The sequence below is a fragment of the Arthrobacter mangrovi genome (assembly GCF_026011795.1).
GTDB lineage: Bacteria > Actinomycetota > Actinomycetes > Actinomycetales > Micrococcaceae > Crystallibacter > Crystallibacter mangrovi.
In genome coordinates, this window is sequence record NZ_BRVS01000004.1 from 321,012 (window position 1) to 332,848 (window position 11,837).

Annotated in this window: 12 protein-coding genes and 2 tRNA genes; 9 read left to right on the top strand and 5 right to left on the bottom strand. The window is 66.1% G+C overall.

The features are described 5' to 3' along the window. Nucleotides 1-119 precede the first annotated feature (119 nt). The 3 genes from AHIS1636_RS05525 to AHIS1636_RS05535 all read left to right on the top strand — a co-directional run bounded on the left by AHIS1636_RS05525 (nucleotide 120) and on the right by AHIS1636_RS05535 (nucleotide 455). Nucleotides 120-193, top strand: a tRNA-Ile gene (locus AHIS1636_RS05525). 35 nt (nucleotides 194-228) lie between these two features. Continuing rightward, complete coding sequence (locus tag AHIS1636_RS05530) at nucleotides 229-345, top strand: DLW-39 family protein (RefSeq protein WP_005268244.1); 117 nt, start codon at nucleotides 229-231, stop codon at nucleotides 343-345. A gap of 37 nt (nucleotides 346-382) precedes the next feature. Then, a tRNA-Ala gene (locus tag AHIS1636_RS05535) sits at nucleotides 383-455 on the top strand. A 119-nt stretch (nucleotides 456-574) separates the two neighbouring features. Here AHIS1636_RS05535 and AHIS1636_RS05540 read toward each other — a convergent pair. Together AHIS1636_RS05540 and AHIS1636_RS05545 are read right to left on the bottom strand one after the other, a co-directional pair. Then, entirely contained in the window at nucleotides 575-1,414 is an 840-nt protein-coding gene (locus AHIS1636_RS05540) for a glycosyltransferase family 2 protein (RefSeq protein WP_264794810.1), read from the bottom strand. 85 nt (nucleotides 1,415-1,499) lie between these two features. After that, nucleotides 1,500-2,513, bottom strand: coding sequence for a hypothetical protein (locus AHIS1636_RS05545; RefSeq protein WP_264794811.1), 1,014 nt, complete (start codon nucleotides 2,511-2,513; stop codon nucleotides 1,500-1,502). A gap of 152 nt (nucleotides 2,514-2,665) precedes the next feature. Between AHIS1636_RS05545 and AHIS1636_RS05550 the strand changes: the two genes are divergently transcribed. From AHIS1636_RS05550 to AHIS1636_RS05560, 3 genes are all read left to right on the top strand, one after another. After that, nucleotides 2,666-3,208, top strand: a complete 543-nt coding sequence (locus AHIS1636_RS05550) for a peptidylprolyl isomerase (protein ID WP_264794812.1) — start codon at nucleotides 2,666-2,668, stop codon at nucleotides 3,206-3,208. 303 nt (nucleotides 3,209-3,511) lie between these two features. Next, nucleotides 3,512-4,135, top strand: a complete 624-nt coding sequence (locus AHIS1636_RS05555; RefSeq protein WP_309298574.1) for a rhomboid family intramembrane serine protease — start codon at nucleotides 3,512-3,514, stop codon at nucleotides 4,133-4,135. A gap of 1,354 nt (nucleotides 4,136-5,489) precedes the next feature. Beyond that, on the top strand, nucleotides 5,490-6,671 hold the full coding sequence (locus tag AHIS1636_RS05560) for an NAD(P)-dependent malic enzyme (protein ID WP_264794814.1): 1,182 nt from the start codon (nucleotides 5,490-5,492) through the stop codon (nucleotides 6,669-6,671). A 56-nt stretch (nucleotides 6,672-6,727) separates the two neighbouring features. Here AHIS1636_RS05560 and AHIS1636_RS05565 read toward each other — a convergent pair whose 3' ends face one another. Further along, a complete protein-coding gene (locus AHIS1636_RS05565) occupies nucleotides 6,728-7,723 on the bottom strand; it encodes a magnesium and cobalt transport protein CorA (RefSeq protein WP_264794815.1) in 996 nt (331 codons plus the stop codon). A gap of 13 nt (nucleotides 7,724-7,736) precedes the next feature. Continuing rightward, the gene (locus tag AHIS1636_RS05570) at nucleotides 7,737-7,988 is read right to left on the bottom strand and encodes a cell division protein CrgA (protein ID WP_264794816.1); all 252 of its coding nucleotides are present in this window, start codon (nucleotides 7,986-7,988) and stop codon (nucleotides 7,737-7,739) included. 216 nt (nucleotides 7,989-8,204) lie between these two features. Between AHIS1636_RS05570 and AHIS1636_RS05575 the strand changes: the two genes are divergently transcribed. Genes AHIS1636_RS05575 through AHIS1636_RS05585 form a run of 3 tightly spaced genes read left to right on the top strand, consistent with a single transcriptional unit; the run spans nucleotide 8,205 to nucleotide 9,841 of the window. Further along, complete coding sequence (locus tag AHIS1636_RS05575; RefSeq protein WP_264794817.1) at nucleotides 8,205-9,026, top strand: class E sortase; 822 nt, start codon at nucleotides 8,205-8,207, stop codon at nucleotides 9,024-9,026. A 3-nt stretch (nucleotides 9,027-9,029) separates the two neighbouring features. After that, complete coding sequence (locus AHIS1636_RS05580; RefSeq protein WP_264794818.1) at nucleotides 9,030-9,194, top strand: hypothetical protein; 165 nt, start codon at nucleotides 9,030-9,032, stop codon at nucleotides 9,192-9,194. Between the two features lie 2 nt (nucleotides 9,195-9,196). Next, nucleotides 9,197-9,841: an aminodeoxychorismate/anthranilate synthase component II gene (locus AHIS1636_RS05585; RefSeq protein ID WP_264794819.1), complete on the top strand. Its 645-nt coding sequence runs from the start codon at nucleotides 9,197-9,199 to the stop codon at nucleotides 9,839-9,841. 44 nt (nucleotides 9,842-9,885) lie between these two features. Here the strand turns inward: AHIS1636_RS05585 and pknB are convergent, their stop codons facing one another. Next, on the bottom strand, nucleotides 9,886-11,832 hold the full coding sequence (gene pknB / locus AHIS1636_RS05590; protein ID WP_264794820.1) for a Stk1 family PASTA domain-containing Ser/Thr kinase: 1,947 nt from the start codon (nucleotides 11,830-11,832) through the stop codon (nucleotides 9,886-9,888). Nucleotides 11,833-11,837 lie beyond the last annotated feature (5 nt).

The window sequence follows — 11,837 nt, forward strand, 5'->3', positions numbered from 1 at the left end:
GCCCCTCTCGGCGAGAGGGGCCTACCGCTTTAACGAGGGGTTCCGGCATCCGCGGGACCCCCGATTTGAAGTTCGGCGGAGGTGTGCTGTAGAGTCTTATCTCGGCCCGAGAGGCAAGAGGGCGTATAGCTCAGGCGGTTAGAGCGCTTCGCTGATAACGAAGAGGTCCCAGGTTCAAGTCCTGGTACGCCCACGGAAATCCTGTTTCCGATTCCACGGGAGGACGCTGTGAAGAAGTTGCTGGTACTGGCAGCGGCGGTCGCAGGTGCCCTCGCCTACAAGAAGTGGCAGGAATCCGAAGCGGAGAAGTCCGCATGGAGCAAGGCGACCGACAAGGTCGACTAGCTCAACCTCCGCCGGCACGGCCAGCGGAAATCCCCTCGGGGGCATGGCGCAATTGGTAGCGCACCTGCTTTGCAAGCAGGGGGTTAGGGGTTCGAGTCCCCTTGCCTCCACCGAGAAAAGATCCCGGTCCACGCGGACCGGGATCTTTTGCTATCCGGCCTGATCCTGGTTCCTGTCCGCGGGTATCTCCTGCCCGGCCTCCGAGCAGGCGGCTCCCGGCCGCTGCGGCTCAGATCCCGCCGCGCGGCACGACCTGGCGTGTCCGGGCCTGATGGACCCTCCGCAGGAGCTTTGCGGGGTAATAGACGCCCATGAAGATGAGCCTCGGCGCCCGCACGACGCGGTTCCTGATCTTGTGGTTGGCGTAGGTCCGGTCGAAGCGCGTGACGTAGTAGCGGTAGTCCTTCGGCGAATCCTCGAGCCTCCGCGCGGACATTCCGCTCACCATCTCCGGGACATAGAGGATCTTGAGCGCGTGGTCGGTTAGATGGACGGAGATGTCGATGTCTTCATGCATCTCGTCGGCCTCATCGCGGCAGACATCGTTCCGGATGATCGTCCAGGCTTCACGGCGGAGGGCCATGTTTGACCCGAAAAGGAAGTGGTACTGCTTCTTTGCCAGCTTCAGCACGAACCGGCGCATCTGGTCGTCGGCTTGCAGGCCGAAGCGGCGTAGCGGCATGTCGTAGTACAGCACAGGGCCGGTGGCAGCCATGACGTCGGGATCCGCAAAGGCATTTTGGACCTGCTCGACCCAGTCCGGTTCCAGGATGGAATCGGCGTCGATGCGGCCGAGGACGTCGCCCTCCGCCTGGTCCAGGCCGAAATTGCGGGTAGGGATCAGGCCCTGCTCCTCGTCCTGCCGGAGCAGCTTCAGAGGTGCATCGGGATACTCGGCCTGCACCTGTCTGACGAGGTCGACGGTAGCGTCCGTTGATTTATTGTCGACGACGATAATCTCGGCGGCGGGCACGGACTGGTAAAGCGCGGCGAAGAGGCATTGGCGGATGACGGATTCTTCGTTGAAAGCGGGAATCACGATCGAGATGCTCGGTTTGGCTGGCTCCACGCCCCGAATCTACCAATCCGGCTATCGGGGACAAAGAGGGGCCCCTGCTTCACTGAAGCAGGGGCCCCGATTCGAACGGCAGGTCCTACAGCGAGGAGTCCTTGCCCTCCTCCTTGCCCTTGGCAGCCTCGTCGGCCGAGGCACGCGCCACATGGGCCGCGCCTTCCGCCGCGCTGCTGGTCTTGGCTGCATCGGCAGCAGCACTGCTGGCATCACCGGAGGACGCAGCGGCTTCGTGTGCAGCCTCGGCGGACTTCTTGGCAGCGCCTTCCTGAGCATCCGCGGCATGGCGGGCCGTGCCGGCTGCCGTGGACGTGCTGGTCTCCGACGGTGCCGTGAAGCCGACGGTCTTCGCGGTTTCACCAGCCGGTGAAGCCGAGGTGGCCGACGTGCTGGAGGTGCTCGACGTGCTGGGAACGGCGGCGGGAGTCGGGGTCACAGGCGTCTTCCACGGATCTTCGACCGGACGGGCCGCGCGCCAGGCGGCGATGCCTGCGGCAACCGCAGCAGCAATGACGCCCACGATCAGCCAAGCCTTGCCCTTGCCCGACTTCTGCTGGCTCCGCAGGTCCTTGGCGGCCTGCTTTGCAGCCGCTTCGGCCGCCTTCCGGCCCTTGCGGACGGCTTTCTTGGAACCCGTGAGCTTGACGACGGCGCTTTCGACCTTGCCAGCGCCATAGCCCTTGTCCAGGCTGCGGGAAACGTTGTCCGCAGCCGTTCCGAGCGCGGTGGACAGGGTCGGGATGTAGCCGCCGACCACCTTGTCCTTGGCGTGGGTCAGCGCGGGCGCGGCCTTGTCCAGCGTGACCTGGAGGCGCGGAGCCGCGTCGTCGACGATCTGGGAGATCTTGGGAGCGATCTTCTCCAGTTCTTCCTGGATCTTCGGAGTCACGGTGGCGACGCCGAGCGACAGCTCATGCGCGGCCTTCTGGATCCCTTCCTGGATCCGGGGAGACGCCGTCTCGATGCCCTTTTCAATGCGGGGCACGGCCCAGTTGCGGGCTGCTTCCACCCGGGGGGTGGCCCACTCTTTCGCGCTTCCCACCCCGGCGACCACGGTGCCTTCAAGGTCACGGGTAATTCGTTCGTTTCTCTTCACTACTACCTCCCGGAGATGGCAACGGTTCCTTCTTAGCCTACGTTGTGCCCCGCAGAGGTGCTATGCACCGCACGGAATATTCGGGAGTTTCACTGAGCGCGGAACCGCCGGAGAGGCGACGATTCCCGCGTCTTGCGTGGAAGAATGAGCCTATGACTGCTATTCCCACAGCCAAAGCCACTATCCACACGAACCACGGCGACATCGTGGTCAACCTGTTCGGCAACCACGCGCCCAAGACCGTGAAGAACTTCGTCGGACTGGCCACGGGCGAGATCACCTGGAAGCACCCGGCCACGGGCGAGGAATCCAACGCGCCCCTGTACGACGGCGTGATCTTCCACCGCATCATCAAGGACTTCATGCTGCAGGGCGGCGACCCGCTCGGCCAGGGCGTCGGCGGCCCCGGCTACCAGTTCGACGATGAGATCAACCCGGACCTGGACTTCACCGAGCCGTACAAGCTCGCGATGGCCAATGCGGGAATCCAGGGCGGCCGCGGCACCAACGGCTCCCAGTTCTTCATCACTACGGCGCCGACGACCTGGCTGCAGGGCAAGCACACCATTTTCGGTGACGTGACGGACGAAGCGTCCCGCGCCGTCGTCGACAAGATCAACAACGTTGCCACGGACATGCGGGACAAGCCGCTCGAAGATGTGGTTATCAACAACATCAGCGTCGAGCAGCTCTAGCCACCTCTTTGTCCCCGCCCCGTCTCCCATGACCGGGCGGGGATAACTTTTTTGCAGGAGAACCTTCCCATGTCCTATGGAATGCAGGCGCAGCCACCGACGTCGGCGGTGCCCGTGTGTCCCCGCCACCCGGACCGCGTTTCGTACGTGCGCTGCCAGCGGTGCGGCCAGCCAGCCTGCCCGGAGTGCCAGCGCAGCGCCGCCGTCGGAGTTCAGTGCGTCGACTGCGTGCGGGAAGCCTCCCGCAGCATTCCTGTTGCCCGCACGGTGTACGGCGGAGCCGTTGCTCCCGGCAGGCCCCTCGTGACGATCGTACTGATTGCCATGTGCGCCGGGGCCTACCTCCTGCAGTGGGTGGTGCCCGGCTTCACGGAGATGTTCTGGTATGCCCCGCTCTACACCTTGCCCAACCCCGTCTACGACGCCGAGCCGTGGCGGATGCTCACGAGCGCCTTCCTGCATTCCCAGGGATTCTTCCTGCACATCGCCTTTAACATGTATGCCCTGTGGATCCTCGGCAGCCATCTCGAACCGCTACTCGGCCGGGTGCGGTTCCTGGCGCTCTATCTGCTTTCCGCTATCGGCGGTTCGGTCGCCGTCCTGTTGTTCTCCGCGCCCAATGTTCCGGTGCTTGGGGCCTCCGGAGCCGTCTTTGGCCTCTTCGGAGCGCTGTTCATCGTCCAGCGGCAGCGCGGCGGAGAGGTTAAATCGCTGTTGATCCTGATCGGCATCAACGTGGTGCTTGGCTTTGTAGTCTCCGGCATCGCCTGGCAGGCCCACCTGGGTGGCCTGGTCACCGGGGCCCTGGCGGCCCTCGTGCTGGCGTACGCGCCGCGGGGCAAGAAGCGGACGCTCCTCCAGAGCGGTGGGCTCGTGCTTCTGTTCCTGATCCTGGCGGGGGTCACCGCATTCACCGCGATCGGTTAGGACGGGCCCTGCGGCCGGTCTGCGCGCGCCTTCGGGCGGGTACAGGCCGGCCATTCTTTTTAAGCAGCTACCTCCGCACGTTTGCCCCTTGCCGCGTCGGGCAGGGGCCACTGGACTTCCCGCCACGAGTTATCCACACAGCTTGTCCACAGCGGGGATAACTTACACACATGTGATTCCACACGTGTGGAAACCGCCATGGCGCCGATTAAGGCCTGGGGACGACGATGGCCGGCCCAACTTATGCACGCCTGTGGAAAACTCTGTGCACAAGTGTGCACAAGCGGGAGGCAGGACTGCAGGGTGGCCCCTGTTCTCGCCGCTGCCCCGCAGGTCGTGGAAATGGCCAGGGAACCCGCCATGCCGCGGACGAGCGGGAGGCTGCGCGGGCCCACGGCTCGGCGGCCGGTCGGCTTGATCCCCTGGAGGCCCCTAAGCGCGTTTGTCCTTCGACCGGCCGTGGCCGCCATGGGGCAAACTCGTTCGTCCCGGCACCGGCCGGTCCTCCACAGAGCCCGGCGCGGATGTGCCGGCCCGACTGCGCTCCGGTCCGGCTTGCCGGACGAACTGCGGCTGCCGGAGCGGGAGCCTGGTGAAGGCGGGTTGCCACCCGTGCGAAGCAACTGGAGAGCGGCCCACCCGGCCGAGCCTCAGCACGAGACGGTAGGCGCCGGGGTCTTCCGTTCCTGCCGCTACGATGCGGTGGATTCCGGAGGCCCGATCTGGATTTCCCCAGCCTGCTTCACATCCGGGAGGGGTTATCCACACGACTTATGCACAGCGTGGAAAACTTACAAACCTGTAGTTTCCCCTTAAAACCGTTCTCTGGGGCCTCACGAAAGGACATCGGGGTCTGCAGCGTCCGGAGTTTTGCACTGCTGTGGATAACTCTGTGCACATCTGTGCAAACCACATGTTTGAGAATCTCCTTGCCGTCGACTGCTGAATGCTTTCAGCAGCACACCGGGATCCCCCGTTCCAACAGTGTCCTGAACGTGCGGACCCAGGAGGCGGAGCAAGAGGAGCGGAACCGGAAGACCCGGGGACAGAGGGCCTGCATTCCGAATAATTGGCATAACAATCGGAAATGTGACGAGGCGGGCCGCGGCGATCCAGTAACGTAGGACAACCAGTGTCCGGCTCGACCAGCCGGACCCTCCAGACGGTCGCCGGCAGAACCGGGCGGCGGTCGAGCAAGTAACGCTGTGCGTACCGCATCTGTGGACAGCCGCCAGCCGCGGCGCCCTGCAAGGTAGAGGAACAGCCCTCCTGTATTTCAAGCCGTATGCACGCGCCGCGTTGCCCGACCATGATGACTCTTCCGGATAGCCGGAGCAGAGGAAAAGGAATTCAAGTGACTGCCGAAGCCATCAGCACCTCTCCGATCGAACTGACCAGCGAAGAAATCTTCGCCGCGCACGAAGGTGGAAAACTCGCCGTCGGACTGACGGCACCACTGGAGTCGAAGCGCGACCTGTCCATCGCCTACACACCGGGTGTCGCCCAGGTCAGCCGGGCCATCCACAGCGAGCCCGAGCTCGCCCGCCAGTACACCTGGGCCTCGCGGCTCGTTGCCGTCGTCAGCGACGGCAGCGCCGTCCTCGGCCTCGGGAATATCGGCGCCAGCGCCTCCCTGCCGGTCATGGAGGGTAAGTCCGCGCTGTTCAAGCAGTTCGCCGGCCTGGACTCCATCCCCCTGGTCATCGAGTCCAACGACGTGGATGAGATTGTCGAGACGGTCGTGCGGATGCGCTCGAGCTTCGGCGCCGTCAACCTGGAAGACATTTCCGCACCGCGCTGCTTCGAGATCGAAGCCCGCCTGATCGAAGCGCTGGACATGCCGGTGATGCACGACGACCAGCACGGCACGGCCGTGGTTGTCCTCGCTGCCCTCACGAACTCGGCCACATTCGTGGGCCGCGAGCTCTCGTCGCTGAAGGTCGCCATTTCGGGCGCCGGCGCTGCCGGCATTGCGGTGGCCGAAATCCTGCTGGCCGCCGGGATCGCCGACGTGACGATCCTCGACTCCCGAGGCGTCATCCACACCGGCCGCGAAGACCTGACGCCGGTCAAGGCGGAATACGCCGCGCGTACCAACCCGCGCGGTACGACCGGAGGCATCGTCGAGGCGCTCGACGGCGCGGACGTCTTCATCGGCGTTTCCGCCGGCACCATCCCGGAGGAGGCGCTGGCAGGGATGTCCGACGACGCGATCGTCTTCGCGCTGTCCAACCCCGATCCGGAAGTCCACCCGGAGATCGCGGCGAAGTACGCCAAGGTCGTCGCCACCGGCCGCAGCGACTTCCCGAACCAGATCAACAACGTGCTGGCATTCCCGGGCATTTTCCGGGGCGCCCTCGATTCCGGTGCCCGGCGCATCACATCCGGCATGAAGGTGGCCGCGGCCAACGCCATTGCCGGCATCGCCACGGAGGAACTGAGCGCCGACTACGTCATTCCCAGCCCGCTGGATCCCCGGGTGGCCCCGGCCGTCACCGCGGCCGTGAGCGCGGCGGCCGAGGACGCCAAGGCCTAGAGCCAACGTTCCGGACCGGTGCCCGCCCCTCTTCGAAGAGCGGCGGGCACCGGCCGTTAAAGCCACCTGTTGCGTTTGAATGCGACGTACAGCCCGACGCTCATGGCGAGCATCAGCAGCAGCGCCAGCGGGTACCCCCAGAACCAGCGGAGCTCAGGCATGAAGCGGAAGTTCATGCCGTAGACGGTCCCGACCAGGGAGGGTGCGAAGAGGATGGCCGCCCAGGCCGAGATCCGTTTGACCTGCTCGTTCTGCCGCACAGAGGTTGCCGTCATGCGTTCGGCCGCCAGCGTGGCACTGAGGCTCAACGCGTTCTGCAGCAGGGACCGGAAAGCCTGGGCCTGCCGCTTCTGGCGTACGGCCAGGTCCTGGACATGCCGCAGCCGGTGCCGCACCACGGGGTTGGACTCCGGGCCGTCCAGCTGGTCATGTATCGCTGCCACGGTTTCCTCCAGCGGTCCGGTGGCATGGAGGAAGGCCAGCACCTCGCGGTGCAGTTCGTAGGTCCGCCGGGAGACATCGGTCTGGCCGAGGAACAGTTGCTCTTCAATCTGGTCGATGTCCTGCTGCAGCCCGGCGAGGACCGGCTCGTAATCGGTCGTCACACGATCGAGGATGCCGGTAAAGGCCGCCAGCGGTCCCTGCCGCAGCAGGTGCGGATTCGCCTCCAGCGTCTGGAAGACCTGGTCGAGGTTGGGGAACTCGTCCTGCTGGACGGTAATGATGAAGTCCGGCCCCAGAAAGACGTGGAGTTCGCCGAACCTGATGCGGTTCCCGTCCTCCGCGTAGCGGGCCGGCCGCAGGACCGCCAGCAGCGTGGACTCGAAATGACCCAGCCGCGCCCGGGGATGGCCCAGCCGGGCGGCGTCGACGAAGAGCGCGGGAAGGCCGAATTCCTTGGCCACGGCCTCGAGTTCGGCGGGATCGGGCTTGTGCAGGCCGATCCAACTGATGCCGGAAAGCCGGCGGCGCGCCTGGAAGGCCTCATCGAGGCTGCCGGGGCTGAGCACCCGGACGCCGTCGACGAAGATTTTGTTCCCGGTCAGCGCCACGGCCGCCGCCGTCTTAGGAACGCCAGCGCGTGGTCATCAGGAAGCCCACGATCGCGATGCCGAACCCGATGAGGATGTTCCAGGAGCCCGCCGCCGCTATCGGCCACTGAGCCTCGGTTATGTAGAACACGATGATCCAGAGCAGGCCGATCACCATGAGGCCGAACATCACCGGCTTGAACCAGACGGGGTTCGGCTTGTACTGCGGTGCAGCCGCCGCCTCGGGCCTGCGCTCGGTCCGCTTACGGGGCTTCGACTCTGGCACTGATCCTCCTTGCGGTCCGGCACCCAGCCGGGCGGGCCGCCGTCGTTGTGGGAAAAACGGGCAATGGCGGCTGGCCGTACAAGGTATTCTGCATAGTGAGACTTTGGAAAACCAGCACCTTCTTGCGGTTTCAGTCTAGCTAATACTGCCGGCGGCCGGCGCCAGCACACGGGCGTATGCCCGCGGCCGCGGCAGACGGGTGATGCGTGGAGGACCATGACGGACGTGAAGGATGCGGCTGCGCCGACACGCCGGGCTGCCCACGGCAAAGCCAAGGCAAGCGAGCGACGGCGCCGCAGTCCGTTCCAGGTCATCGTCCAGGTGTTCGGCGAGCTGCTGATCACGGCCGGGATCGTGCTGCTGCTGTTCGTGGCCTGGGAGCTGTGGTGGACCAACATCGAATCGAACCAGAAGCAGGACGAAGCGCTCAGCAGCCTGTTCGAGGAGTTCGAGCAGGCACCCGCCGTGCCGGTGCCGCAGAACAGCGACGGCGGAGACTCCCCTGAGCCTGCCGACCCGCCGGTGCTGGACGAACCGGCGGAGGGCGAGACTTTCGGCGTCATCTACATTCCGCGGTTCGGCGAGAACCACGCCCGGCCGCTGACCGGCGGGGTCGGCCTCGACGTGCTCGACACGCTGGGGCTGGGGCACTATCCCGGCACGCAGATGCCCGGGGAGGTCGGGAACTTCGCCGTCGCGGGCCACCGGCAGACCCATGGGCAGGTGCTGGACCTCATCCACACCCTGGTGCCCGGCGACAAGATCTACATCCAGACCAAGGACGGCTTCTACACCTACGTGTTCCGCAACAACCAGATTGTGATGCCGGACCAGGTGGACGTGATCGCGCCGGTGCCGACGCGGCCTGACGCCCAGCCGACCGAGCGGTTCCTGACGATGACCAGCTGCAACCCGCGGTTCGGCGCCGAGGAACGGATCATCGCCTACGCCGTCATGGACAGCTGGCAGCCGGCCTCGGAGGGACCGCCGAAGGAAATAGCGGAGCGCGTCGCCGAGTTCTATGGAAAGGGAGGCTGATCCGTGTACGCCTGGATCTTCCGGCATCTGCCCGGACCGCTTTGGGTGCGGATCATCCTGTCGGTGCTGCTGGTGGCCGCCGCCGTGGTGCTGCTGATGGAGTACGCCTTCCCCTGGCTCTCGCAATTCAACCCCCTGACCGACTCGACGATTGGCGTCACTGAATAACCATGACCACGACCCCGCGCATTCTGGTTGTCGACAACTACGACAGCTTCGTCTACACCCTGGTGGGCTACCTCCAGCAGCTTGGAGCCGAGACCACCGTTGTCCGCAATGACGACGTGACCCTTGAAGAAGCCGCCGAACTGGCCACGTCCCGCGACGGCGTCCTCATCTCCCCCGGCCCGGGCAACCCAGCCGAGGCCGGCGTGTGCATCGACCTGATCAAGTGGTGCGGCGGCCGGGGCAAGCCGATGCTCGGAGTCTGCCTGGGCCACCAGGCGCTGGCGGAGGCGTACGGCGGCACCGTCACGCACGCCCCCGAGTTGATGCACGGCAAGACCTCGCAGGTGCTGCACCGCGGGCAGAACGTCTTTGCCGGAGTGCCCAGCCCGTTCACCGCCACGCGCTACCACTCGCTGGCCGCCGTGCGCGAAACGATTCCCGCGGAGCTGGAGATCACTGCGGAGACCGAGGGCGGCGTGGTGATGGGCCTGGCACACCGTTCGGCGCCGCTGTGGGGCGTGCAGTTCCACCCGGAGTCGGTGCTGACCGAGTCCGGCTACCTGATGCTGGGCAACTGGCTGGAGTCCCTCGGCATGGAGGGCGCCGCGGCCAGGGCGGCCGAGCTGAGCCCGCTCATCACCAAGTAGCTCCTGGAGGGGCCCAGCAGCCCGGCAGCGCCTTGCCGGAGCGGCTAGTTGCCGCCGTCCCCATCATCGTTATTGCCCGAGTTGTCCTTGGTCTCCGTGGGCTTCGGGCTTTCCTTGGTTTCCTTGGGCTTCTGCGTCGGCTTCGACGTTTCCTTCTCCGGCTCGATCGCGACGCTGATCGTGATCTCGGTGCCCTGGTCCACGTCGCCGCCCGCGGGATGGCTCTGGGCGACGACGGTGCCGGGGGGCACTACCTCGTTCTCGACCCGGACCACGTGGTACGGGAGCGCTACGGCGGGGTCGTCCTTCAGCAGGCTGATGGCCTCCTCCTCCGTCCTGCCCACGAGTTCGGGCACGGTGACCATGCCCGTGGAGATCACCAGGTCCACGGTGGAACCTGTCTTGACCCGCTCCCCGGCCCTGGGGTCCGTGCCCACCACGTTGCCGCGAGGTACAGTGGCGCTGTTGGCCGAAATGTTCTCCCCCGGTGTTACGCCGATCTGGCGCAGCATGTCGCGGACCTCGCCCTCCGTGCGCCCGCTGAGGTTGTCCGGAATTTCCGCGAACTCCTTGCCCTGCGAGACCAAAACGCGCACCTCGCTGTCCGGCAGCGCCATCGCGCCGGCAGCGGGATCCGAGTCGATCACCTCGCCGGCCGCGACGTCCTCGCTGAACTGCTCCTCGACGATGGGCCGGAGGCCGGCCCTGGTGATGGCATTGGCGGCGTCCGTCTCTTCCATGCCCGCGATCGACGGTACGGCGACGGGATCCGGCTCGGCGTTCTGCAGGAAGCTCACCAGGAAGAACGCGCCGGCGGCCAGCAGCAAGAACATCGCAATGAGCAGCGTGGTGATCCAGGCCCGCCGCCGGGAACGACGGCGGGAGGCTTCTTCCGCGTCATCCTCCGGCTCCATCCCGAGGGACAGGGCGGCCGTGTGCTGCTCGCCTGAGTCCATGCCGGTGAAGCCCTCGTCGTCGTACGCTTCCTCCGGCGAGACGGCGGCCTCCGGGGTGTACGGCGCCATCCGGCCCCCCGCCTGGGGGACGGGAACGGGGTAGGGGGCCGCGCTCAGGGCGGCGGTGGGTGCGGGCTGCGCCGGCATCGCTTCGGTCCGCGCGTCTGCGGTACTGACGACGGCGATGCCCTCCTTGGCGCCTTCGAGCGCCGCTGTGAACGACGCGGCGTCCTGGAACCGGTCCGCCTTGTCCTTCTGCAGGCCGCGGGCCAGCACCGAATCCAGGGCCGCGCTGACCTTCGGGTTGTACCGGCTCGGAGGGTCCGGCTGCTCCCGGACATGCTGGTAGGCGACCGAGACGGGGCTTTCGCCGACGAAGGGCGGCCGGCCGGCGAGCATCTCGTAGAGCAGGCAGGAAGCGGAGTACAGGTCGCTCCGGGCGTCCACGGTCTCTCCGCGGGCCTGCTCGGGCGAGAGGTACTGCGCCGTGCCCAGGACCGCCTGGGTCTGGGTCATGGTCGCGGCGGAGTCCGCCAGCGCCCGGGCGATGCCGAAGTCCATGACCTTGACGTTCCCGTCAGGCGTCACCATGACGTTGGCCGGCTTGATGTCCCGGTGGACGATGCCGGAGCGGTGGCTGTACTGCAGGGCAGAGAGGACGCCCAAGGCATAATCGATGGCCTGGTCGATGCTCAGTTCGCCGGATTTGATCAGGTCCCGGAGGGTGCGGCCGCTGACGTACTCCATGACGATGAAGGGGACCTTGACGTCCTGCGACGTCCCTCCGGGCAGTTCCTGCTCGCCCGTGTCGTAGACGGCGACGATCGCCGGGTGGTTCAGCCCTGCGACGGCTTGGGCCTCCCGGCGGAAGCGCGACTGGAAGACCGGGTCGCGGGCCAGGTCGGCGCGGAGCTCCTTGATCGCCACGGTACGCCCAAGGCGGATGTCACGGCCGAGGTGCACATCGGCCATGCCACCGCGGCCGATGAGTTCACCTACTTCGTAACGTCCGTTGAGGATCTGTGGCGATTCCACCGAAT